This window comes from Nocardia sp. NPDC005746 (assembly GCF_040630785.1).
Lineage (GTDB): Bacteria > Actinomycetota > Actinomycetes > Mycobacteriales > Mycobacteriaceae > Nocardia.
The window spans coordinates 75356-100004 of sequence record NZ_JBEXYE010000016.1; the positions used below are offsets into that span (position 1 = coordinate 75356).

Annotated in this window: 12 protein-coding genes; 10 read left to right on the forward strand and 2 right to left on the reverse strand. The window is 71.6% G+C overall.

Going from position 1 to position 24649, the window contains the following annotated elements; genetic code table 11:
* The first annotated feature begins 37 nt into the window (after nt 1-37).
* The 3 genes from ABZ412_RS26645 to ABZ412_RS26655 all read left to right on the forward strand — a co-directional run bounded on the left by ABZ412_RS26645 (nt 38) and on the right by ABZ412_RS26655 (nt 5202).
* The gene (locus ABZ412_RS26645; RefSeq protein WP_357285095.1) at nt 38-1921 is read left to right on the forward strand and encodes an ABC transporter ATP-binding protein; all 1884 of its coding nucleotides are present in this window, start codon (nt 38-40) and stop codon (nt 1919-1921) included.
* Complete coding sequence (locus tag ABZ412_RS26650; RefSeq protein ID WP_357285098.1) at nt 1918-3654, forward strand: ABC transporter ATP-binding protein; 1737 nt, start codon at nt 1918-1920, stop codon at nt 3652-3654. The genes ABZ412_RS26645 and ABZ412_RS26650 overlap by 4 nt, the downstream gene beginning before the upstream one ends.
* Nucleotides 3655-3906: 252 nt before the next feature.
* Complete coding sequence (locus ABZ412_RS26655) at nt 3907-5202, forward strand: SidA/IucD/PvdA family monooxygenase (protein ID WP_357285100.1); 1296 nt, start codon at nt 3907-3909, stop codon at nt 5200-5202.
* Here the strand turns inward: ABZ412_RS26655 and ABZ412_RS26660 are convergent.
* Nucleotides 5157-5813 (reverse strand): GNAT family N-acetyltransferase, encoded by a 657-nt coding sequence (locus ABZ412_RS26660; protein ID WP_357285103.1) that lies wholly within the window; start codon nt 5811-5813, stop codon nt 5157-5159. The two genes, ABZ412_RS26655 and ABZ412_RS26660, sit on opposite strands and share 46 nt — an antisense overlap.
* A gap of 156 nt (nt 5814-5969) precedes the next feature.
* Between ABZ412_RS26660 and ABZ412_RS26665 the strand changes: the two genes are divergently transcribed.
* From ABZ412_RS26665 to ABZ412_RS26685, 5 genes are read left to right on the forward strand one after another with little or no spacing between them, the layout of a single operon-like run.
* Nucleotides 5970-6725 carry an alpha/beta fold hydrolase gene (locus ABZ412_RS26665; RefSeq protein WP_357285106.1) on the forward strand — a complete coding sequence of 252 codons (756 nt, stop codon included), beginning with the start codon at nt 5970-5972 and terminating at the stop codon, nt 6723-6725.
* A 5-nt stretch (nt 6726-6730) separates the two neighbouring features.
* Nucleotides 6731-8038 (forward strand): polyketide synthase, encoded by a 1308-nt coding sequence (locus tag ABZ412_RS26670; protein ID WP_357285243.1) that lies wholly within the window; start codon nt 6731-6733, stop codon nt 8036-8038.
* Nucleotides 8031-11315 carry an SDR family NAD(P)-dependent oxidoreductase gene (locus tag ABZ412_RS26675; protein WP_357285109.1) on the forward strand — a complete coding sequence of 1095 codons (3285 nt, stop codon included), beginning with the start codon at nt 8031-8033 and terminating at the stop codon, nt 11313-11315. Before ABZ412_RS26670 ends, ABZ412_RS26675 begins: the two co-directional genes overlap by 8 nt.
* A 19-nt stretch (nt 11316-11334) precedes the next feature.
* Complete coding sequence (locus ABZ412_RS26680) at nt 11335-16404, forward strand: amino acid adenylation domain-containing protein (RefSeq protein ID WP_357285112.1); 5070 nt, start codon at nt 11335-11337, stop codon at nt 16402-16404.
* Complete coding sequence (locus tag ABZ412_RS26685; protein ID WP_357285115.1) at nt 16401-20945, forward strand: amino acid adenylation domain-containing protein; 4545 nt, start codon at nt 16401-16403, stop codon at nt 20943-20945. The genes ABZ412_RS26680 and ABZ412_RS26685 overlap by 4 nt, the downstream gene beginning before the upstream one ends.
* A 67-nt stretch (nt 20946-21012) precedes the next feature.
* Here the strand turns inward: ABZ412_RS26685 and ABZ412_RS26690 are convergent, their stop codons facing one another.
* Nucleotides 21013-22110, reverse strand: coding sequence for an AMP-binding protein (locus ABZ412_RS26690; protein WP_357285119.1), 1098 nt, complete (start codon nt 22108-22110; stop codon nt 21013-21015).
* Between the two features lie 210 nt (nt 22111-22320).
* On the opposite strand from ABZ412_RS26690, the gene ABZ412_RS26695 reads away from it, so the two are divergent.
* Together ABZ412_RS26695 and ABZ412_RS26700 are read left to right on the forward strand one after the other, a co-directional pair.
* Nucleotides 22321-23295, forward strand: a complete 975-nt coding sequence (locus ABZ412_RS26695; protein ID WP_357285121.1) for an ABC transporter substrate-binding protein — start codon at nt 22321-22323, stop codon at nt 23293-23295.
* On the forward strand, nt 23292-24641 hold the full coding sequence (locus ABZ412_RS26700; protein WP_357285123.1) for a SagB family peptide dehydrogenase: 1350 nt from the start codon (nt 23292-23294) through the stop codon (nt 24639-24641). The genes ABZ412_RS26695 and ABZ412_RS26700 overlap by 4 nt, the downstream gene beginning before the upstream one ends.
* Nucleotides 24642-24649: the final 8 nt, after the last annotated feature.

The following is a 24649-nucleotide window of genomic DNA, read 5'->3' on the forward strand; positions in this document are numbered from 1 at the left end:
TGGGATCGCCGGACGGATGAAGGTGGAAGGCGGACTGATGACGGTCGAGTCACCGCCCGCGGTCGAGGCGGGCCCGGAGCCGAGCGGGCCCGACGCGAAGGCCGAGGCGAAAGCGCGGCGGCAGGCGGAAGCCGCCGCCCGCAAGGAGATCCTCGCGCCGGTGCGCGGGCCGCTCATGGTCGCCGGGCTGATCGTGGCCGTGGCCGCCGTCTGCTCGGTGGTCCCGTTCCTGCTGATCGTCTCGGCCTGCCGGGAGCTGCTGCGGGAGGTCCCCGACACCGATCGGGTGTGGCGGCTGCTGCTGATCGCGGTGCTGGTCCTGGTGGCCCGCGCGATCCTGCAGGCGGTCGCGTTGACCTGGTCGCACGCCGTGGATGCGCGTTATCAGCTGACCCTGCGCCGACTGCTGGCCGATAAGCTGACCCGGGTGCCTCTGGGCTGGTTCGGCGCCCGCGCCTCCGCCGACGTGAAGAAGTATCTGCAGGACGACGTCGAGGCGCTGCACTATCTGGTGGCGCACGCGCGCTTGGACTTCATCGGTTCGGTGACCGCGCCGCTGGTGACCCTGGTGTACCTGGCCACGGTCGACTGGCGGTTGACCCTGGTCCTGCTGATCCCGCTGATCGTGTACGCGCTGTGCATGCGCGCCATGCTGGACGAGCCCGGCCGTGAGCGGCTGCTCGCTTATAACGCCGCCGAACAGCGCACCCGTGCCGCCACCGTGGAGTTCGTGGACGGCATCCAGGTGGTGCGGGCCTTCGGGCGAGCGGGCAAGGCGCACAGCGAGTTCCGCGCGGCCGTCGAGGAGCAGACCGACCGGCTGCGGCGGCTGAAGCTGCCCGTCATGACGGTGCAGTCGATCTCGGACACCGTGGTCTCCCCGGTGTTCGTCATGCTGCTGGTCGTGGTGGCCGGGCTGGCGGGTGTCGGCCTGGACTGGCTGGAGCCCCTCGACCTGCTGCCCTTCCTGCTGGTCGGGCTGGGCTTGGGCAGTTCGCTGCTGGGCCTGGGCTACGGCACGCAGGCGTTGCGCACGGCCGGTGACGCCGCGCTGCGTCTGCACGAACTCATGCAGACCCCGGAATTGGCCTCCGGCACCGGGGCATCCGCGGCGCCGGACGTGCCCGCGGGCCTGATCCGTTTCGAGGGCGTGAGCTTCGGCTACCGCGCCGATCATCAGGTGCTGCGCGGCGTCGACCTCGAGCTGGCGCCCGGCACCATGACCGCCCTGGTGGGCCCGAGCGGCTCCGGCAAGTCCACGCTGGCCAAGCTGCTGCCGCGCTTCTACGACGTGGACAGCGGCCGGATCACCATCGGCGGCAGGGACATTCGCGACATCCCGAGTGTGGAGCTGTATCGCACGGTCGGCTTCGTCTTCCAGGATGTGCGCCTGATCCGCGGCACCATCGCCGACAATCTGCGGCTGGCCCGCCCCGAGGCCGACCTCGCCGAGCTGGAACGCGCGGCGCGTGCCGCCCGCATCCACGATCGCATCACGGAGCTGCCGCGCGGCTACGACTCCGAGATCGGCGCGGATGTCGTGCTGTCCGGCGGTGAGGCGCAGCGGCTTTCGATCGCCCGCACGCTGCTGGCCGACACCCCGATCCTGGTGCTGGACGAGGCCACCGCCTTCGCCGACCCCGAATCCGAGGCCGCCGTCCAGGACGCGCTGGCCGAGCTGGTGGCCGGCCGCACGGTCCTGGTGATCGCGCACCGCCTGCACACCCTCACCGGTGTGGACCGAATCCTGGTGCTGGAGAACGGAACCCTGGCCGAACAGGGCGACCACGCGAGCCTGCACGCCGCAGGCGGCCTGTACCAGCGGCTCTGGGAAATCAACGCGGCGGCCCTGGCCGATGTCGCGGCCACCGACCGTCCCGCCCAGCCGGTTCGCGCCGATGCCGAGGAGGCCCTCCGATGATCCGCAAGGTGCTCGGCCTGGTGCCGGGCGAATTCGCCGCGCTGACACCGCGATTGCTGCTGGCCATCGTGGCTCAGGCGTTGTCGCAGGCGGCCGCGTACGTGCTGCTGGTGCCCGTGCTGAAGGCCCTGTTCGCCCAGGATCTGGGCCGGGCCTGGTGGTGGACGCTGTGGCTGGCGCTGGCCGTGGCCGGGGTCGTGGTGTTCGGCTACTTGCAGTCGGTGCTGGGCCTGCGGGTCGGCGTGGGCATGCAGCACGGATTGCAGACCCGGCTCGGCGATCATCTGAACGCATTGCCGCTGGGCTGGTTCGACGACCGGCACGCGGGCGAGCTGTCGCGGGTGATGGTCGAGAACGTTCGCGAGGTGCAGGGCCTGATCGCCTATCTGCTGGCGAAGATGCTGACCGGCGTGCTGGTTCCGCTGGGTGTCGCGCTGGGCATGCTGTTCGTGGACTGGCGGATCTCGCTGGCCATGCTGGTGACCGCGCCGGTGCTGTTCCTGGTGAACCTGTGGGCCAACCGTTCCTATGTGACGGCCGACGAGCGCATGCACGAGGCCGCGACCGAGGCGAACGCCCGGGTGCTGGAATTCGCTCAGGCGCAGCCGATGCTGCGTTCGCTCGGCGCGGTCGGCGCGGGCAATCGGGCGCTGGACGCGGCCCTGGCGCGCCAGCGCACCGCCGCCAACGGTCTGCTCGTCGCGGCGGTTCCCGGTCTGATCGGTTTCGCGCTGGTGGTGCAGGCCGTCTTCCTGGTGCTGGTATACCTGGTGGTGGGCCGGGCCACCGACGGCGCGATCTCGGCCGCCGCCGCGATCGCCCTGATCGCGGTGAGTGCGCGTTTCATCGAGCCGCTGACCCAGGCCGCCCAGCTGGGTGGCGCGTTGCGCACGGCCGCGGCCGCCGCCGATCGGGTGAGCGCGCTGCTGGCGGAACCGGGACTGGCGCAGCCGGATTCCCCGGTCGAGCACGCTGCCGCGCGGGTCGAGTTCGACGGCGTCACCTTCGGTTACGGCCCGGGCAAGACGGTCCTGGAGGACATTTCGTTCACCGCCGCTCCCGGCACGACGACGGCGATCGTCGGTCCCAGCGGCGCGGGCAAGTCCACGCTGCTGCGCCTGGCGGCCCGGTTCCACGACGCGGATTCGGGCCGGGTCTCGGTCGGCGGCCACGATGTCCGCGACCAGCCCGCCGAGTCGTTGCTGAGCCGGCTGGCCCTGGTCTTCCAGAGCGTCTACCTCTTCGATCGCTCCGTGCTGGAGAACATTCGGGCGGGCCGCCCGGACGCGTCCGACGACGAGGTCCTCGCGGCCGCGCGCACCGCACGGGTGGACGAGATCGCCGAGCGCCTGCCCGACGGTTGGCTGACCGCGGTCGGTGAGGGCGGTTCGGCGCTGTCCGGCGGTGAGCGCCAGCGGGTTTCGATCGCGCGTGCCTTGGTGAAGGACGCCCCGATCGTGCTGCTGGACGAGGCGACCAGTGCGCTGGATCCACACAACGAGGCGGCCGTGGTGCGCGGTGTGCACGAACTCACCCGGGGCCGAACGGTACTCGTGGTGGCGCACCGGCTGGCGACCATCGCGCACGCCGATCAGATCCTGTTCATGGACGCCGGTCGCATCGTCGAACGTGGCACCCATGCGGAGCTGATCGCCCTCGACGGCCGTTACGCCGCCTTCTGGAACGAGCGCACCCGGGCGTCGGGCTGGCGTCTGGCTCGGGTCTCCGCCTAGCGAAACGGCCCCGGATCCCTTGGGGTCCGGGGCCGTTCGTGCGGACGAATCATCCGATCGTCAGAGGCTGCAGGGCAGCATCGCGACGCCGGCCACGGTGCACTCGGCCACGGGGCATGTGTTCTGTCCAATCTTTTCGTCTCGAGCGCTTCGCAAGCGAAGCCTAAGCAATATAAGGTAAGGCTATGCAAACCTAAGCGGTGGTGGTTTGTGCGAGGCAGGCGACAAGTGAGCAACTGGGACGGAGAAGCGGTGGAGACACTTCTGGTGGTCGGAGCGGGGCCGAAAGCCCTGGCGGTAGCGGCCAAGTCGCGGGTGCTGCGGGACCTGGGCCTGCCCGCGCCGCGGGTGACCGTCGTCGAAGCGCGGACGGTGGGCGGCAATTGGCTGCCGACCGGTGGCTGGACCGACGGACGGCACCGCCTGGGCACCAGCCCGGAGAAGGATGTCGGCTTCCCGTACCACTCCACCTGGGCCCGCGGCCGCAACCGCGAAATCGACGAGGCCATGCGGGCGTTCAGCTGGACCGCCTTCCTGGTCGAGCACGGCACCTACGCCGAGTGGATCGACCGCGGCCGTCCCAGCCCGCAGCATCACGTGTGGGCCAAGTATCTGGGGTGGGTGGCCAAGCGCTGCGACATGGACCTGGTCCAGGGCTCGGTGACCGGTATCGCCGCCGCGGCCGACGGCTGGCTGGTCTCGGTCACCGACGCCGACGGCGGGGTCGACGAGATCGATTGCGACGCCGTCATGATCACCGGTCCCGGCCGCAGCGACCGCGCCCTGGCCGAGCATCCGAAGGTGCTCAGCATCTCCGAGTTCTGGGAGCTGGCGGGCCGCCGCGAGCTGCCGCCGTCCTCGCGCGTCGCGGTGATCGGCGGTGGCGAGACCGCGGGTTCGGCGCTGGACGAGCTGATCAACCACGACATGCTGACGGTCTCGGTGATCTCGCCCAAGGCCACGCTGTACACCCGTGGGGAAAGCTATTTCGAGAACTCGCTCTACAGCGATCCGACCAAGTGGGCCGGGCTGGGCATGGCCGAGCGCCGGGATGTCATCCGCCGCACCGATCGCGGCGTGTTCTCGGTGCGCGTGCAGGAGAGCCTGCTGGGCGACAACCGGGTGCATCACCTGCAGGGTCGCGTCGTGAGCCTGGCCGAGCAGGACGATCGGGTCGCCCTGACCCTGCGCAACGATCTGCGCCCGGATCAGGTGCACACCTTCGATCTGGTGGTGGACGCCACGGGCGGGCAGCCGCTGTGGTTCCTGGATCTGTTCGATTCCGCCGCAACCGATCTGCTGGAGCTGGCCGTCGGCGGTCCGCTCGAGCACGGGCGGCTGGAGGCGGCCATCGGTTACGACCTGGCGGTGTCCGGGCTGGACGCCAAGCTGTATCTGCCGAATATGGCCGCCATGGCGCAGGGTCCGGGTTTCCCGAATCTCAGCTGCCTGGGCGAGCTGTCGGACCGGATCCTGCAGCCGGTGGTGAATCCCGGTCCGCGCTACCGGATCTCGGGCAGGTCCGCCGCGGTCCGCGGCAGCGTGTAGAGCGAGATCCGACGGTCCGGTCGAATGTCGAAGTCGCCGAGGTGCTGCCACCCGATCTTCTCCAACGCCTTCCGCATGGGGGCGTTGCGGTGATCGGGTTCGCACAGCAGCCGGCGGCATTCGGGTTCGGCCGCCAGGACCGCCCGGCCGAGCTGCCGCATCCAGTCCGACATGACGCCGCGGCCCAGCAGGGCGGTGTCGGCGGTGGCGATGTGGAAGCCCATGTCGTGGGCGTCGGCGTCGTAGAGGCGAGCGATCTCGTCCTTGGCGGGCCGGTACAACTCCACATAGGCGACCTCGCGATTGCCCAGGTCGGGCCGGTCGAGTGCGGTGAAGTCGTATTCGAGAACGCAGGGGCGGGAGAAGGTTCCGGCCAGCTGGGTCGCGCAGTCGAGGCGGCGGCGGTCGGCGTCCCAGGCCTGTTCCCAGGTCTCGAGCAGGTGCGGCCGGTGCATCCATTCGGTGATGGTCTCCGGATCGCCGGATTCGACGTCCACCAGGCGCAGCGTGAACGGCGCGGGGAACTCGGGCACCACGGGTGCGGGGGCGCTGCGGATGTGGTCCGGAAGGTCCGTGAGTTCGCGCGCGAGGACGTAGGTCGTCCGGTTCATCGCTGTGGCGCTCCGTTCGTCGGTTAGCTTGATCACCCTGATTGGTAAGGCTAGCCTATACTAACTAGGCGGTGTTACGGTTGCCCGGACATTGCAAGGGGGACAAGCGGAACCGGCGGCTGATGCGGTCGGGCGGGTCGTAGGAGAGATGCGGACATGGCACGGGAACTCGGCTGGATCAGGCAATTTCAGGCCCCGAGTGCGGAATCCGCGCCACCGCTGCTGATCTTCCCGCACGCGGGTGCGGGCGCTTCCGCCTACCGGGTCTTCGCCAAGAAGATGGCCGCCGAATTCGACGTCGTGGTCTTCCAGTACCCGGGCCGGCAGGACCGCGCCCGCGAGGCCGCGGCGGAGACGCTGCAGGACATGGCCGCCGGAGCCTTCGAGGCCTTCCGGGACTCCGCGCACGACTCGGGTGCGCCGCTGACCATTTTCGGCCACAGCATGGGCGCCATCGTCGCCTTCGAATTCGCCCGGCTGGCCGAGGCCGCGGGGTTGACCGTGCAGTTGCTGGCCGCCTCCTCGGCCGCCGCTCCCGCGCGCATCGCCGATCTGCCGAACCACCCCACCGACGACGAGGCGCTGCTCGACCACATGTCGGCGCTCGACGGCACCGGCGCGGAGGTGCTGGGCAGTCGTGACGTGCTGCGCATGGCGCTGCCGGTGATGAAGGCCGATTACCGCGCCTTCGACGCCTACTCCTGCCCGGCCGAGGTCGCCGTGGACGCCCCCATTCACGTGCTCGGCGGCGACGAGGACGAATTCGTCGCGCCGCGTGACCTGTTCGCGTGGGAGTGTCACTCGCGCGCGGGCATCCGGGTCACCATGTTCGCGGGCGGCCACTTCTATCTGGACCAGCACGTGGACGGCATCGCCGAACTGCTCGTCGCGGAGAAGAGCGTCGTCGCGTGACCCGAGTGGACTCCGGCGATCCGATCGTGATCGTCGGCATGGGTATCGAGGCGCCCGGTGGCGTGGACACCCTCGCGGAATTCTGGTCGGCGCTGGCCTCGGGCCGGGAACTGCTGGGACCGTTCCCGCGGGACCGGGACTGGCCGCTGGCGGAACTGCTGAGCCTGGGCGCCCAGGACGGTTGGGGCGCGGTCCCCGACGCGGGCGGCTTCCTCACCGGCGCGACCGCGTTCGATCCGCTGTTCTTCGGCATCACCCCGCGCGAGGCGGTCGCCATGGACCCGCAGCAGCGGGCCGGCATGCGGGTGGCCTGGCGGGCGCTCGAGCAGGCCGGGATCAATCCCGCCGCGGTGGAGGGCGATTCGGCGGGCTGCTGGATGGGCGTCTCCGTGATGGAGTACGGGCCCCGGGTGGCCTCGGTCAACGAGCACAGCGGCTACCGGGTGACCGGGACCGCGCTGGGCGCGGTGGCCGGGCGCATCTCGCACGGGCTGGGCCTGACCGGGCCCTCGATCAGCGTCGATACCGCGTGCGCGTCCGCGCTCACCGCCGTGCACCAGGCCGCCGCCGCCATCCGGGCGGGCGAGTGCGAGTGGGCGCTCGCGGGCGGAGTGTGCGTCATGGGTTCGCCGGGCGCGTTCTACGAGTTCTCCAAGAACAACGCCCTGGCCTCCGACGGCCACTGCCGCTCCTACGCCGCCGACGCCACCGGAACACTGTGGGGTGAGGGCGCGGGAGTCGTTGTGCTGGAACGGGAATCACGGGCGCGCGCGTTCGGGCACCGGGTGTATGGACGGCTGCTGGGCTCGCGCGTCAATCACAACGGCAAGGGCGCGCCGATCGCGGTGCCCAGCGCGGCCGCGCAGGAACGACTGATCCGCGACACTCTGGCGGTGTCCGGCATCACCGCCGAGCAGGTCGGGCTGATCGAGGGCCACGGCACGGGGACCCCGGTCGGCGACCCGCTCGAATTGGCCGCTCTCGCCGCTACTTACGGCGTCGAGCGCGCCGACACCCCGCGTCTGGGCTCGGTGAAGTCCAACGCCGGTCACGCGCAGGCGGCCTCGGGCCTGCTGGCCCTGATCAAGGTGCTGCTGGCCGGGATGCACGGGCAGATCCCGCCCACCCTGCACGCCGAGCGTCCGACCGGCGAAATCGATTGGGACGCCACCAGTCTGCGGCTCGCCACCGAACTCGAACCGTGGTCCGCCGCGGACGGCGTGCGCTACGCGGCCGTGTCCTCGTTCGGTGTCGCGGGTACCAACGCGCACGCCCTGGTCGCCCTGCCCGAGCTGGAGGAAAGCGATGTGTAGCCACCGGCTGCCCGATGGCAGCATCCCCGTCCTGCTCTCGTCCGACACCGCCGACGGCGTGCGCGCCGAGGCCGCGGGCATTCTGGAATTCTTGGAGTCGCGGCCCGCGGTCACCCCGGAACGGGTGGCGGACATGCTGTTCCGCACTCGCGCCGCGCGCCGGTACCGGGCCCTGGCCATGGTCACCGGACGTGAGGAACTGCTCGACGCGCTGCGCGCCGTCGCCGCAGGGACCGCGCATGCCGCGGTGGTGGCCGGCGACGGTCCCGCCACCGCGCGCCGGATCGGGTTCGTGTTCCCCGGCCAGGGCAGTCAGCGCCCAGGCATGGGCAAGCTGTACTACGAGCTGTCCCCGGCCTACCGGGCGGCGGTCGACGAGTGCTCGGGCCTGCACGCCGAACGCTTCGGCCACGACCAGCCGCTGCACTACCTGCTCGGCTCCGAGGGGCAGTACCAGGACACGGTGTGGGAAGTGCAGCCCGCCTTGATGTTCCACATGGCCGGTCTGGCCGCCATGTGGCGGGCCGCGGGCGTCGAGCCCGCCGCCACCGTCGGACACAGCCAGGGTGAGCTGGCCGCGGGCGCGGTCTCGCGGGTGATGTCGGTGCGTGACGCCGTGCTGGTGGTCACCCACCGCGCGCGCCTGGTCGAGCGGCTGTCCCCGCGCGGCTTCTCCATGGCCGTGCTGGCCATGGACCGCGAGGACTGCGAGGCGCTGCTGGCGCGGAACTCCGGCTGGGCCGAGCTGTCGGTGGTGAACGCCCCGCACATCATGGCCATCTCCGGTGACCGCGAGACCATCACCGACATGGTCGCCGCGGCCACCGCCCAGGGGCAGTTCGCCCGTGAGATCGGTGTCGCCTACCCGGCCCACACCTCGATCGTGGCCGAGCTGCGCGAGGAGTTCGAGGGCTTCCTCGGCGGCGAGATGAGCAGCGCGACCTTCCTCGACACTCGAATCCAGTGCTATGGAGCGACCTTGGGCGCGCCCATCACCGCCGACCTGATCCAGGAACAGTACTGGTACTGGAACCTGCGCAACCGCGTCCGCTTCGACCGCGCCGTGGTGGCGGCGGCCCGCGACGGCATCGACACCCTCATCGAGGTCGTCGAGCATCCGGTGCTGCAGCTGGCCCTCCAGGAGAACCTCACCCTGGTCCCGCCGGACCCGGCCCGCGGCCCCCGCGACTTCAAGGTCCTCGGCACCTCCCTGCGCACCGCGACCACGCTGCGCGAATTCACCCGCAACCTGGCGACCGTCGCGGTCCACGACCTCGGCTACGACTGGAATGCCCTGCGCACCGACGCCGTCCCGGCGCTCCCGCTGCGCGACTTCCCGCACACGGTCATGAACCCCAAGCGCCTGTGGGCGAACCCGGGCTACGCCCCTGACAAGGTGACCGCCCCGGCCCCGGCCGTGCCGAAACCCCAACGCCTGGTGGAGAAGTGGGTTACCTGGGAGCGGCGCTCCCTGACCGCGCCCCGCCGCCTGGCCTTCGTCGACCCCACCGGCCGTTGCGCCGACCAGCTGGCTGCGCTCCTGGCCGCCGCCGACCGCTACGGTGCGACCGCGTCCACGTTGGTCGTGGATACGCCCGGTGCGCGGTCCGATGCCACGGTGGCCACGCCTGCCGCCGACGGTGATGCGCCGACTCGTGCGGGTTCGAGCGCGACCGCGCCGAACCCTGTGCCCGGCAAGGGAACCAACAGCTCCGCTATCGCTGCGGTGCCGAACCGGGCCACGCCGCCCGCCAAGGCGCCGGACGGCGGGTCGGACTTCGACAGCGTCGTGATCCTGTGGCCCGCGCTGGCGGCCGGCGCGACCGTGGATGCCGTTGCCGAGCTGAGTGAATTCTTCGCCGGGCGGGCGTGGCTGCCCGCGGTCGCCGGTGTGCGGCCGGGCGGCGACTTCTGGCTGGTGACGGTCGGCGGCGAGACAGTGGTGCCGGGAGATGTGGTGCCGCAGCTGTTCCACGGTGCCGTGGCCTCCGGATTCCGGTGTGTCGGTGTGGAGAAGCCCGGCGTGCTGTTCCGGCACTTGGATCTGGCGGCCGACGCCGGGACCGCCGAGTCGAATCGGATGGTGGCGGCGCTGCACACGGCGGGTGAGCCGGAAGTGGCGCTGCGCGGCGGGAAGGTCTTCGTCAAGCGATTGGTCGCCGACGAGTCCGAGCCGGGTGCGGCCGCCGATCTCGATCATGTGCTGATCGTGGGCGGCACCGGCAAGCTCGGCCTGTTGTTCGCGGAGCATTTCGCCCGGCAGGGCGCGGGCCGGGTCACCCTGGTCAGCCGTTCCGGCGAATCCGGTGCGGCCGCCGCGGATTTGGCGCGGGTGCGGGCCGCCGGAGCCACCGAGATCGTGGTCGAGGCCTGTGATGTGAACGCCGCCGACGATGTGGCGCGCCTGGCGTCGGGGTTGGGGGAGCGGCCGGTGAGCCTGCTCGTTCACGCCGCCGTCAACTATGTGGACGCGGGCATCGAGGAGATCACCGCCGACATGGTGGCCACCGCCGCCGCGTCGAAGGTGCTGGGCCTCGAAGCCGTGCTGGACGCGGTGCCGTTGACCGCGACCGGCCGGGTGCTGCTGTGCTCGTCCATGGCCGCGACTCTCGGTGGGCGCGGGCAGATCCTGTACGCGGTCACCAACCGGATGCTGGATGTGCTCGCCCGTCGTGTGCGGGAGCGTGGCATCGACTGCTCGTCGCTGGAGTGGGGGCTGTGGAGTGTCGCGGGTCCGCTGGACGAGGCGGGCATGGCGCGGGTCGAGGGCGCCGGGGTCTTCCCGATGCATCCCGCCGACGCGATCGCCGCCGGATTCACCGGACAGCCGACGGACGCCATCGTCATCTCCGCGGACTGGCCGTTCCTGCGCGATGTCATGGGAGCGTTCGGTCAGGCGTCGGTGCTGTCGGACGTGCCGGAGCCGGAACCGGTTCCGGCGATCGCCGCCCCGGAACCGGAAGCGCCCGTCGCGGCCGAGGTCGTCGTGCCGGAGCCCGCCGCGCCCGCCGCGCCCGCCGCGCCCGCGCCGGTCGTCGCCGGCCGTCCGCTGGCGGATCAGGTGCTCACCGAGCTCGAACGCGTCATGGGCATCGACACCGGCGACAGCATCGACCGTTCGGTGCCGCTGGTCGCTCTGGGTCTGGATTCCTTGCAGGCCTTGGACTTCCGCAAGCGCGTGCAGGCGTCGCTGGACCGGGATCTGCCGGTCGCCGCGATTCTCGGCGGTGCGTCACTCGACGATGTCGTGCTGCTCATGGCAGCGAACACCAACTAACGGCTAGGGGCCAGATCTCATGTCAGACACCGATGCCACCGTGACCGTGGCCGGAACCTCCGTCGCCGACCGCCGCCGGGAACTGTTGCGGCGCAAGCTGGCCGAGCAGGGCCTGGCCGTCGACACCGCCGCCCCGGTGCGCCGCACCGCGGCGGGGGAGCGGCGGCCGCTGTCGGCCGGTCAGCGCCGCATGTGGTTCCTGCAGACCCGTGACCCCGAGGACACCACGCTGAACATCTGCGTGGCGTACCGGTTGACCGGCCCGCTGGACGAGGAGCGGCTGCGGCAGGCGGTGGCGTCGGTGTTCGCCCGGCACGACGTGCTGCGCACCACCTTCGGTGTGGACGAGAACGGCGAGCCCTTCCAGGTGTTCACCGACGAGATCGTCCTGCCCTGGCAGTCGCACGATCTGACCACGCTGGCCGAGTCCGCCCGCCAGGTGCGGGTGGAGGTGCTGGCCCGCCGCGAGTTCGGCCGCCCCTTCGATCTGGCCACCGAACTGCCGCTGCGGATCACGCTGGCGCGCACCGGAACCCAGGAGTGGGTGCTGCTGTTGTCGGCGCACCACGGCTGCTGGGACGACGACGCCTGGGGCGTGTTCTTCGCCGACCTGAACGCCGCCTACAACGGCGCCGCGCGGTCCACCCCGCCCGCGCAGTTCGTCGACCTCGAGGTCCTCGACGCTCCCGCGGACGACGAGGCGGACATCGCCTACTGGCGGAACACCCTGCGCCCCTTGCCCGAACCGCTCGAGCTACCCGGCGCGGCCGTGGCCGCACCCTCCAAGCGCGCCGACCGCTGCACCGTGGCGCTGCCCGCCGACCTGCTCGGCCGGGTGGACGCCTTCGCCCGTGAGCACGCGGCCAGCCCCTTCATGGTGCTGCTCGCCGGGTACGCCGCGCTGATCCAGCGCTACACCGCCGCCGAGGACTTCCTGGTGTCCATCCCGGTCACCAACCGCCGCTCGGCCGCCGCCGAACAGCTCATCGGCTATTTCGGCAACACCCTGCTGCTGCGCGAGACCTTCGCCCGCACCGAGACGTTCGCCGGTCTGGTCGAGTCCACCAAGCGCACCTGCCTGGACGCGTTCGCCCATCAGGCCGTCGGCATCGACCGCGTCGTCCGCGAGGTGAATCCGGAGCGGGTCGCCGGCCGCGACGGCATGGATCAGCTGGTGCGGCTGGGCTTCAGCGTCCGCAAGAGCGCCGACGGTTTCGCGTTGCGCGGGGTCTCCTCGGTGCAGCTGGACGAGCTGGGCGCGCCGACCGCGCAGGTGCCGCTGGCCCTGGCCGTCGTCACCGAGAGCGCGCACGGCGCGGTGCTCGAGGCCGAGTACCAGGTGGACGTGCTGTCCGAGCCGCTGGTGCGGCGCATGCTGGAACATTTCGTGCGCCTGCTGGATCGGGCGCTGAGCGCGCCCGCCGTCCGCCTCGCCGACCTCGACATGCTGGGCGGCGACGACCGCACCGCGATCTTGGAGCAGTCGCGCGGCGCGCAGGTGCCCTCGGACGAGACCACCATGGTCGACCTGTTCGAGGCCGCCGTCGCCGCCGGACCCGAGACCCTCGCCCTGGTCTCGGACGACACCGAACTCACCTACGCCGCCCTGAACCGCCGCGCGAACCGCCTGGCGCACTGGCTGATTCGCGAGGGCCTGGGCGGCGAGGACATCGTCGCCCTGCGCATGAGCAATTCGGTCGAGTTCATCGTGGCCGTCTACGCCGTGCTCAAGGCGGGCGCGGCCTACCTGCCCATCGACCCCGCCTACCCGGACGACCGCATCGACTATCTGGTCGCCGACGCCGCCCCCCGGCTGGTGCTGGGCCGGGTCGAGCTCGACGCCGCGGAGGAGGCCGCCGCCGGGCTGCCCGACACCGACCCCTCCGACGCCGATCGCGTCCGCCCGCTGCTCCCGGCCAACCTTGCCTACGTCATCTACACCTCGGGGTCGACGGGCAAGCCCAAGGGCGTCCCGGTCTCGCACGCCGCGATCGCCGAGCATGTGGTCAGCTTCACCGCCGAATGGGGCATGACGTCGGAAGACGTGCTGCTGCAGTCGTCCTCGGTGTCCTTCGACGCCTCGCTGCTCGACATCTTCGTCACCCTCGCGCTGGGCGCGCGCCTGATCGTGCCCAAGCCGGAGGCGTTCCGCGACATCCGCTACGTCGCCGACCTGATCACCCGCCGCGGCGTCACCGTGCTGCACATGGTGCCGTCCATGCTCAGCACCTTCCTGCTGCTGCCCGAGGTGAGTGAATGGCGGGCCCTGCGTCACGTCCCGGTCGGCGGTGAGGCGCTGCCGGGCGAGGTGGCCGACAAGTTCGCGACCGTCTTCGACGCCGAACTGCGCAACCACTACGGCCCGACCGAGGCCGTCGTGTGCGCCACCCATCAGCCGGTGTCGGGCCCGCAGGGTACCGGGATCGTGCCGATCGGCGTCCCCAATCGGAATGTGCACGCCTACCTGCTCGACGAGGCCCTGCAGCTGGTGCCCGCGGGCGTGGTCGGCGAGATCTACCTGGGCGGTGCGCAATTGGCGCGCGGCTACCTGGGCCGCCCGGCCCTCACCGCGAGCCGTTTCGTCGCCGACCCGTTCACCCCGGGCGCGCGCCTGTACCGCTCCGGAGACCTGGCCCGCCGCAACGAGTTCGGCGAGATCGACTTCGTGGGCCGCGCCGACGAGCAGGTGAAGGTGCGCGGCTTCCGGATCGAACTCGGCGAGGTGGAGTCCGCGCTGGCCGCGCACCCGACCGTCGGCCACTGCGTGGTCGTGGTGACCGAGGACCCGGCCGTCGGCGCCCAGCTGGCCGCCTACCTGGTGCCCGCCGCCGGCGCGACCGTGGACGTGGAGCAGGTCCGCGCCCAGGCCGCCGCCGCGCTGCCGGAGTACATGGTGCCCAGCGCTTTCGCCGTGATCGACGAGATCCCGCTGACCGTCAACGGCAAGCTGGACAAGCGCGCGCTGCCCGCCCCGGCCCCGGCCGTGGAGCGCGTGCACCGCGCGCCCGCCACCGCCACCGAGCGCCGCCTGTGCGGGATCTACTCGCACCTGTTCGGCGTCCCGGTCGTCGGCGCGGACGATTCGTTCTTCGAACTCGGCGGCCACTCGCTGCTGGCGGCCCGCCTGGTCGCGCAGATCCGCGCGGAGTTCGGTGTCGAACTGGATGTGCGCATCGTGTTCGACACCCCGACCCCGGCCGGTCTCGCGGCCGGTCTGGTCGCCCGGTTCCGTGACGAGTTCGGCATCGACCTGGACGCCATGGACGACGCGGACGAGACCGCCGAGCCGGTCGAAACCGTGGTCCCCGCACCGGTTTCCGGCCGTCCCGCCGTGGCAGAACGGGAGCGCCCGGAGCGGCTGCCGCTGTCGTACTCGCAGCTGGCCATGTGGTTCCAGTACCGCATGGAGGGCCCCAGCGCGGTCGGTAACCTGCCCTTCGCCGTGCGTTTCGACGGCGGCCTCGACATTCCCGCGCTGCGCGCCGCGCTCACCGACGTGGTGGCCCGGCACGAGGCGCTGCGCACCGGATTCGGTGAGCGGGACGGCATTCCGTACCAGGAGATCCGAGCGGCCGGGGAGGTCGCGCTCGACGTGACCGGCGTCGACCCCGAACTGCTGGCCGACGAACTCGCCGAGATCGGCCGCTACGCCTTCACCGTCGAATCCGAGCCGCTGCTGCGCGCCCGGCTGCTGGTGCTCGACCCGAGCACCCAGGTGCTGTCGCTGCTGGTGCACCACATCGTGGCCGACCACGCCTCGCTGGGCATTCTGCTCGACGACCTGATCGCCGCCTACCGTGCCCGCGTCGAGGGCGGCCGGGCTCCGGAGTGGACTCCGCTCGCCGTGCAGTACGCGGATTACGTGCTGTGGCAGCACGACGTCTTCGGGCCGGGAACGGATTCCGCGGCGCGCGACTACGGCCGGGCGCAGCTCGAACACTGGCGCGGCGCGCTGGCCGACGTCCCGGACCAGATCGACGTCGCGCCCGACCGGGCCCGCCCCGCGGTGCTCGGCAAGCGCGGCGAGGTCGCCACCTTCGCCGCTCCGGCGGCCCTGCGCACCGGGCTCGCGACCCTCGCCGAGTCGTGTGGCGCAACGGAATTCATGGTCTACCAGGCCGCCGTCGCGACCCTGCTGCACAAGCTGGGCGGTGGCTCCGACATCGCCCTCGGCACCCCGGTGGCCAGCCGTGTCGACCCGGCCGTCGCGCCGCTGGTCGGCCTGTTCGCCAATATGGCGGTGCTGCGCAACGACCTGTCCGGCACGCCGACCCTGCGCGACACCGTGCGCCGGGGCCGCGAGGTGGTGCTGGACGCCCACGCGCACCAGGAACTGCCGATCGAACGCCTCGTGGAGGCACTCAACCCGGCGCGTTCCCGCTCCCGCAATCCGCTGTTCCAGAGCATGCTGCACTTCCGCGGCGCGGACTGGGCCCCGGCGACGGTGACCGTGGCCGGCGCCACCACCGCCACCGTGCTGCCCGTCGACTTCGACGTGTCGTTCCTGGATCTCAATATCTCGGTGAACGTCACCGGCGACGGCGGACTGGCCGTGCGCGTGGTCGCCAACGCCGACCTGTACGAGCCGGAGACCGTGCGGCTCATCGGGTCCGCGCTGATCACCACCCTGGAGGCGTACGCGACCGCGCCCGACCGCACCGTGGTCGAGCTGGAGGTGCTGCCGGTCGCCGACCTGAACCGGCTGCTCGCGCCGCCCGCGCCGGCCGCGCGGACCCTCTCCGTGGCCACCGGCGACCACTCCGCCACCGAACGCGCCCTCATCGACCTGCTCGAGGAACTGCTCGAGATCGACGACGTCGAGGCCGACGACAACTTCTTCGCTCTCGGCGGCGACAGCGTCATCTCCATCCAGTGGTCGGCCCGCGCCACCGCGCTCGGCCTGGCGCTCACCCCGCAGCTGGTATTCGAGCACCTCACCATCGCCGAACTGGCCGCCGCGGTCGATGCCGCCGAACCCGTCGCCGCGCAAGCGGAGTCGATTCCACAGGAGGAATCCGCGCCCATGAGCGCCTCCGGCCTCGACGCCGACGCCCTCGCCGCCCTGACCGCCTCCTGGGGAGCCCGATGACCGCCGCCGCTGGAACCCCGAGCGCCGCCGCCCCGCCGCGGATCGAGGACGTCCTCGCGCTGAGCCCGCTGCAGGAGGGCCTGTTCTCGCTGTCGCGGCTCGCCGGCGACGGAATCGACCTGTACACCATGCAATTCGTGGTGGACATCGACGGCCCGCTCGACACCGGCCTGCTGCGCCGCAGCGCCCAGGCCATGCTGGACCGGCACCCCAACCTGCGTGCCGCGTTCTGGGACGAGAACGTGCCGCGGCCGGTGCAGATCGTGCCGGCCCACGCCGAGATGCCGTGGACCGAACAGGACGCGCGGCCCGAGGAATTCGACGACCTCGCCGCCGCCGAACGGCGCGTCCCGTTCGATCTGAGCCGTGGGCCCGCCCTGCGCGTGCTGCTGCTCACCGTGCCCGAGACCGGCGCGCGGCGCATGATCCTCACCGCCCACCACATCCTGATGGACGGCTGGGCGGTGGCGATCTACTTCACCGAGCTGCTGGCCGTCTACCAGGCGGGCGGATCCGTCGCGGCACTGCCGAAACCGCGTCCCTACCGCGACTACATCGCCTGGCTCGGCGCGCAGGACACCGCGGCCGTCACCCAGCGCTGGACCGACTACCTGGCCGAGCTGACCGGCCCGCTGCTGCTGGCGGGCGGCGCGCCGATCGCCGCCGACGCGGTGCCGGAGAAGACCCGCCTGCTGCTGTCGGCCGCCGACACCGCGGCCGTCCGGTCCTGGGCGGGCGCCCACGGCCTGACCCTCAACACCGCGGTGCAGTTCGCCTGGACGGTCCTGCTCGGCCGCCTCACCGACCGTCGTGACGTCGTCTACGGCACCACCATTTCCGGTCGCCCCGACCAGCTTCCGGGCGTGGAAGGCATGGTCGGGCTGTTCATCAACACCGTGCCGGTCACCCACCGCCTGGACCGCGAGCTGTCGGTGGTCGAGCAGTGCGCGCGCCTGCAGCGCGAATGCGCGTCCATGCGCGACATCGGCTACGTGAGCCTGTCGTCGGTGCAGCGCGCCGCTGGGCACGGCACGCTCTTCGACACCCTGTTCGTGTTCGAGAACGCGCCCATCGACGACGCCATCCGCACCGTCACCGCCCCCGACGGGGCCCGGTTCCGGCCGGTCGAGATGGAATCCCTCGCGCACTACCCGCTCACCGTGGTCGCCCACATGAGCGGCGACGAACTGCTGGTCCAGTTCGAGGCCATGCCCGCCGCCCTGCCGTACCTGCCCGCCGAGGGTCTCGGCGAGCGGCTGCTGGCCGTGCTGCGCCGGCTGCCCGGAATCGGGTCGGCCACACCGGATGCGCTCAGCGTGCTCACCGACGCCGAGCACGCCGCGTTCGCCGCCGCCGAGACGCCGAGCGTGGACCCGGCCGAGCCCGCCGATTCGGTGTGGGAGCTGTTCGAGCGGCAGGTCGCCATGACACCGGAAGCCGTTGCGCTCCAGGACAGTTCCGGACTCCGGCTGACCTACCGGGAGCTGCGGGAGCTGGCCGCCCGGCAGGCGGTCGAGTTCGCCGAGCGTGGTGTCGGCGCGGAAAGCGTTGTCGCGCTGGTCATGCCGCGCTCGCCGCGATCGATCATCGCCCTGCTGGCCGCGTTCGCCGCGGGCGGCGCGTACGTGCCGGTGGACACCACCTTGCCCGCCTCCCGCATCGAATCGATCCTGCGGCAGGCGAACCCGGCGCTGGTGGTCACCGACGCCGCCACCCGCCACGACCTCGATCCCGAGGGCGCGCTGCTGACCGGTTCCGTACTGGTGCTGGACGATTCCCCGGTCGTGCAGGGCCTTTCGGGCGAGCACGTCGCGACCCCGCGGGTCGTCCGGCACCCGGATCAGCTCGCGTACCTCATCTTCACCTCCGGCTCGACCGGCGAACCGAAGGGCGTCGCCGGAACCCAGGCCGCGCTCATGGCCTACTTCGCCGATCACCGCGACCGCGTCTACCGCCCGGCCACGGCGCGGCTGGGCCGTCCGCTGCGCATCGCGCACGCCTGGTCGCTGAGCTTCGACGCCTCCTGGCAGCCCATGGTCGGTCTGCTGGCCGGGCAGGCCATCCACCTGTTCGACGCCGTGGAGATGCGCGACGCGCACCGGTTGTGCGCGGGCATGATCGCCGCCGACATCGACATGATCGACACCACCCCGTCGATGTTCGCGCAGCTCAACGCCGCCGGACTGGTCGATCGCGAACTGCCGGTGCTGGCACTGGGCGGCGAGGCCATCGACGCCGCCCTGTGGGCGCGACTACGCGAGCTGGCCCTGAGCGCCGGCAGCGGACGCGGCGGGACCGCGGTGTACAACTGCTACGGCCCGACCGAGACCACGGTCGAGGCCGTGGTCGCTCCCATCGCCGAGTTCGAGACCCCGACCATCGGCACCCCCAATGCCGGAATGTCGGGCTACGTCCTGGATTCCATGCTGCGCCCGGTTCCCGGCGGCGTCGTCGGTGAGCTGTACCTGTCGGGTCCGCAGCTGGCCCGCGGTTACATCGGCCGCGCGGCAACGACTTCGGACCGTTTCGTGGCCGACCCGTTCCGGCCCGGCCGCCGCATGTACCGCACCGGCGACCTGGTCCGTCACCTGCCGCACGGCGGCCTCGGCTACCTGGGCCGCGCCGACGCGCAGGTCAAGGTGCGCGGCTACCGCATCGAGATCGGTGAGATCGAGACCGCGCTGCGCCGGCTGCCCGGCGTGGACACCGCGGCCGTCACCGTGGTCCGCCGGGCGGGCGGGGCGAGCCTGGTGGGCTTCGTGGTCGGCGAGGCCGATCGGGTCGTGGACCCGGTGCGCACCCGCGCCGCGCTCTCGGAGCGCCTGCCCGCCTACATGATTCCGGCCCGGGTGCTCGCGCTGCCGCGGCTGCCGGTCAACGCCAACGGCAAGCTCGACGGTCCCGCCCTGACCCGGCTGGCCGAGGCCGCCCTGGCCGACACCGGCTCCGACACCGCGCCGCGCACCGCCACCGAGAAGGAACTCGCCGAACTGCTGGCCGAGCTCTTCGACGGCCGCGCGCCCGGCGTGGACGACGACTTCTTCGCCCTCGGCGTGGACAGCATCGTCGCCATCTCCCTGGTCAACAAGGCCCGCCGCCGCGGTCTCACCCTGACCCCGCGCATGGTCCTGGCCACCCCCACCATCCGGGAACTGGCCGCCGCCCTCGACGCGGCCGAGACCGCCGCCGCCGAGAAGGTCGCGGATTACGGTGCGGTACCGCCGCTTCCGGTGGTGTCGTGGATGTACGAGTACGGCAACTACCGGCGTTTCACCCAGACCGCGCTGCTGCGCCTGCCCGCCGGCATCGACCGGCAGGCCATCGAGGCCGCACTCCAAGGTGTACTGGACGGCTACGACACGCTGCGCTCCAGCCTCACCGATACCGACGACGGCCCGCGCCTGATCACCGCGCCGCCCGGCGCGGTGCGGGCGGCCGACATCCTCACCCACATCGCCGATCCCGCCGACACCGCCGAGGCCGTGCACGGCGTGGCCCGGGTCCTGATGGACGAGATCAACCCGCGCACCGGCGATATGGTGCGCGCGGCCTGGTTCTCCGGCACCGATCAGGGTGACGTCCTGCTGCTCACCATCCACCACCTGGCCGTCGACGTGGTGTCGTGGCACCTGCTGATCGCCGCCCTCGGGGAAGGGGCCGCGCTGCCGGAGTCCACCTCGTACCGGGAGTTCTCCCGGCGGATGGCCGAGCGCGCCGAGTCGGCGGAAATCCTGTCCCAGAGCGCGTATTGGCGTGAGCAGCTGGACGCCCCCGACCCGGCCATCGGCCGCCGCATCCCGTATCCGGACACCGACACCTGGTCGTCGCTGCGGGTCGCCACGGCCGTCACCCCGGTCCCCGTGACCGAACGGGTGCTGGCCTCCCTCACCCGCGACGAGGGCGTGCGCGAATTCCTGCTCACCGCCCTCACCGTCACCCTGGCGAGCTGGCGGCGCGAGCGCGCCCAGGATCCCGCGCACGGCGCGCTCATCGCGCTCGAGGGTCACGGCCGCGCCGACGACCTGCTCGGCACCGACACCAGCAACACCCTCGGCTGGTTCACCACCGTGTTCCCGGTCCGCCTGGGCGCGGGCGCGACGGTGGACGTCGAACGCGCCGAACAGGATCCGGCGGCGGCGCGCGCCCTGCTGGACGCGGTGACCGCGCAGCTGGCCGCGATCCCGAACGGTGGCTCGGACTACGGTCTGCTCCGCTACACCACCGGCGTGCCGGAGCTGGCGACCGCGCGGCACCCGCAGGTCGAGTTCAATTACCTGGGCCGCGTGGACCTCAGCGGCCAGGCCGCCGACTCGTGGTCGCTGCTCACCGGCCCGCTCAACGAGTCGCTGCCGCTGGATCCGGAACCGGACCTGCCGCTGCGCTACGCCCTCGATGTCATCGCGGGCATCGGCTCGACCCCGGAAGGCCCGCAGCTGACCACGAATTGGCGCTGGAGCGAGACCCTGTTCACCGAGGCGGAAGCCACCCGTCTCACCGAACTCTGGCAGCGCAGCCTGGCTGCGCTGGCAGCCGCCACATAACGACAGACGAGACGATATCGGCCGCCGACCTCGAAAAGGTCGGCGGCCGTTCGTCTATGGGAACGAATCAGGCGGCGGCGGATTCGCCGCGGTGACCGTGACGCGGCGCGGAGAGCCGCCGCTCGATGGCCGATGACGCCGCGGGAGCGACGGACCCCTCCAGATCGAGCAGCAGCCAGCCGTCGGGCGTCCAGCCGCCGTGGATATCGGTCCGCGCCAGGCGGCCGCCCGGCACGAACGGGTCGTTGACGAATCCTTCGGCGGCGCCGTCCAATTCCAGCGCCAGCGCCGAGCCGCCCAGGTACACACGGCCGGACCGGCCCGGCGGCACCAGCCGCAGCGCGTCGTCCAGCACCAGCAGCCGGGCGCCCGGAATCGGCCGCACCCGCCCCGAACCGTCCAGAGGTCCGCGCGCCGCCACGCCCGCGTATTCCGGTGTGGTGTAGGCGAATCCGGTGCAGGAGCCCGGAGCCAGTTCGTGCAGCAGCGCCGACAGTGCCGCCGGGCAGTCGTTTCCGAACACATCCCAGCGGCGCACGCTGGGCAGCGCGGGGGATGGCAGGAAGGCCAGGTTGGCCAGGGTGTCGGCGTCGGCCACCACGTGGGTCGCCGCACTCAGCGCGATGAGTTCGGCCAGGGCGCCGGCGTCGGCGCGCTGCGGGGCCGTGGCCAGGACCAGCGTCGCCCCGTCGGCTAGCGCGGCCAGCAGTTCGACCGCGGCGTCGGTGGTGTCCCAGCGGGTGGCCAGCAGTCGCGAATCCGGCGAGCCGTAGGCCCGGTCGATCTGGCAGGAGCGCTGATCGGCGGCCACCGCGCGGCGGTCGTCGGCGGCCGCGGCCACCGCGACCGGTTTCAGTCCGGTGCCGGTGGGGCCCAGTTCGGCCAGTACCGTGCCGAATTCGGCGGCGCTGGCGATATCGCAGAGGATGCGGGCCAGATCGTCGAGGGTGGGTCCGGCGGTGCCGGTCACGCCGCCGTCGAGCCGTTCGTAGAGTTCGGCGTAGGTGAGGATGTGCCCACCGCAGCGGACGGCGGTGCGCAGTGACGGCACGCGGCGTCCGCCGTCGATGAGCATGGAAACCGAGGGGACGTCGTACAGTTCGACCCCATTGGCCCATTCGTCCGCGAGCCGATGACGCTCGACGGCGGACAGTGAATCCGGCACCGCACGCTCCATCGTTCCAAACCCCCAGTACTAACTTATGCAAACCTAACCTAATCCATGAAGGGCACGATCGGCCACCCCTTCGGGGATCGAATCGGCGACAACGGTCTGCAACTCGGGAGAAAATTAGGCTAGGCTCACCTACCGCTCGACCGTTTCGGCCGGGCACGCTCGGTCGATCCGGTCGGGCAGAGCAGACAGGAGAGCACGATGAAGTCGCGGTCGTTCACCGCAAAAGCCGCCCTGGCGGCAGTCGCAGGCCTGCTCGCGCTCGGGCTCACGGCCTGCGGATCCAGCTCCGACGACACGGCCTCGGGTGGCGGCGCCCCGGTCACCATCACCCACGCGCACGGCCAGACTACTGTCGAGGGCACCCCGACCCGCATCGTCGCCCTGGGCAACCAGTGGCTCGACACCACACAGGCGCTCGGCGTCACCCCGGTCGGCTACATCGACAACATCGCGGTGCTCAGCAAGGGCGCCCCGCCCTGGGAGCCGGCCACGTTGTCGCAGTCCAAGGCCCTCTCGACCACCGGCAATCTGGCCGAACAGGTCGCCGCGCTGAACCCGGACCTGATCCTGGCCGACCCGTTCATCGCCGACGCCAAGACCTACGGCGACCTGTCCAAGGTCGCGCCCACCCTGCCCGGCCTCACCAAGGAAGCCGTGACCCCGTGGGCCGACCAGGTGCACGCGCTGGGCCAGGTGCTGCACAAGACCGCCGACGCGGACAAGGTGGTCGCCGACCTCAACGGCCGCATCGACGGTATCGCGCAACGCAATCCGGGCCTGAAGGGCAAGACCTTCATCAGCTCCTGGCTGGCCGGGCCGTCGCAGCTGATGGTCCTCACCGACCCGAAGGACGGATCCAGCCGCCTGTTCACCCAGCTCGGCATGACCATCCCGCAGCGCCTGGTGGAGCAGGGCGGCAACGGCGGCCGCCTGGCCCTGTCGCCGGAGCGCCTCGACGAACTGAACTCCGACCTGCTGCTGGCCGGCTACTCGCCCGGCCTGGACGAGAAGTACCGCGCCCTGCCGGGCTACAACGACCTGCCGTCGGTGAAGAAGAACTCGATCGTCTTCCTCACCGTCCAGGAGATCAGCGCCATCAACCAGCCCACCCCGCTGGCCCTGCCGTACCTGCTCGACAAGCTCGAACCGGCTCTGGCCAACGCCGCCAAATGACCCGCGCCGACCACCGCTACGCGCTGCGCCCCGGCGTCACCTGCCTGACGATGCCGGGCGGCGCGGTCCTGCTGAACCCGCCCCGCAACGAGAAGCTGACGGGCCTGACCGCACCCCAGAGCCAGGCCCTGAAGACCCTCAATCGCGGCCCGGCGACCCTCACCCAGCTGGAGCCCGAATCCGATTCGGTGACACCGCTGCTCGACCGCCTGACCGGCGCGGGCTGGCTGGAGGTCACCGTCCGCGACGGCGATCGGGACCTCTATACCCTGCGGCCCTTCGCCACCCCGCCCGCCCGTCCGGCGGGCGCGGCGGCGGCCCCCCTTTCGAAATTCACGGTGATCCACCGTGATTCGGAGGGCCTGGTGCTCGAGCACCCCACCTCCTGGTGCGACCTGCGGGTGCACGACCCGCGCCTGCTCGCCGTGGCGGGCGGTGCGAGCCCGTCCGAACTCGGCCTGCCCGAGCATCTTTCGGCCCGCATCGCCGCCGACCTGGCCTGGGGCGGCTTCACCGCAGACCCGTCCACCGAGTCCGGCGACTTCACCACCCGCAGCTGGAGCGCCCCCGATCTGTGGTTCCACCGCCGCAGCACGCTGGGCTCCCGCACGGTCACCTGGGACAACTTCGGTCCGACGGCGTGGGCGAAGGACGAGTTCCCGCAGCTCCCCGCGCACCGTCCGGCCTACCCGGGCGAGTCGATCGCGCTCCCGGCCCCCGATCTGGCCGCGCTGCGCGCCTCGGACCTGTCACTGACCGCCGCCGTCGAGGACCGCCGCTCCTGCCGCGCCTTCGATGACAGCAACCCGATCACCCTGGCTCAGCTGGCGGAACTGCTCTACCGCACCGCTCGCACCCGCTCGATGGAACGGACGCCCGACGGCGGCGAACTCCCGTCCCGCCCTTACCCTTCGGGCGGCGGCGTTCACGAACTGGAGCTCTACCCGGTGGTCCGCACTGTCGAGGGCCTGCCCCCCGCCATGTACCACTACGACTCCTTCGAGCACGTCCTGCGCCCCGTGGCCCCCGCCGATTCCCCCGAGGTCGAGCGTCTGCTCCGCACCACGACGGCGACCCTGGCCAACGCGTCCGAACCGCAACTGCTGCTGTTGATCTCGGCGCGCGCGGGCCGGATCATGTGGTCCTACGAGTCGGTCGCCTACGCCAACATGCTCAAACACGTGGGCGTCCTCATGCAGACCCTCTATCTGGCGGCCACCGCCATGGGTCTGGGCGCGGTGGCCCAGGGCTTCTCCGACACCGCCGCGTTCACCGCCGCCACCGGCGTCTCCGAACTGGAGGAATGCAACGTGGGCAGCGTCATCCTGGGCACCCCCGCCGCCTGAGCCGGTTG

Coding starts and splice junctions, on each gene's coding strand:
- ABZ412_RS26645 (WP_357285095.1), top strand. CDS start 38: ATGACGGTCGAGTCACCGCCCGCGGTCGAGGCGGGCCCGGAGCCGAGC.
- ABZ412_RS26650 (WP_357285098.1), top strand. CDS start 1,918: ATGATCCGCAAGGTGCTCGGCCTGGTGCCGGGCGAATTCGCCGCGCTG.
- ABZ412_RS26660 (WP_357285103.1), bottom strand. CDS start 5,813: ATGAACCGGACGACCTACGTCCTCGCGCGCGAACTCACGGACCTTCCG.
- ABZ412_RS26665 (WP_357285106.1), top strand. CDS start 5,970: ATGGCACGGGAACTCGGCTGGATCAGGCAATTTCAGGCCCCGAGTGCG.
- ABZ412_RS26675 (WP_357285109.1), top strand. CDS start 8,031: ATGTGTAGCCACCGGCTGCCCGATGGCAGCATCCCCGTCCTGCTCTCG.
- ABZ412_RS26680 (WP_357285112.1), top strand. CDS start 11,335: ATGTCAGACACCGATGCCACCGTGACCGTGGCCGGAACCTCCGTCGCC.
- ABZ412_RS26685 (WP_357285115.1), top strand. CDS start 16,401: ATGACCGCCGCCGCTGGAACCCCGAGCGCCGCCGCCCCGCCGCGGATC.
- ABZ412_RS26695 (WP_357285121.1), top strand. CDS start 22,321: ATGAAGTCGCGGTCGTTCACCGCAAAAGCCGCCCTGGCGGCAGTCGCA.
- ABZ412_RS26700 (WP_357285123.1), top strand. CDS start 23,292: ATGACCCGCGCCGACCACCGCTACGCGCTGCGCCCCGGCGTCACCTGC.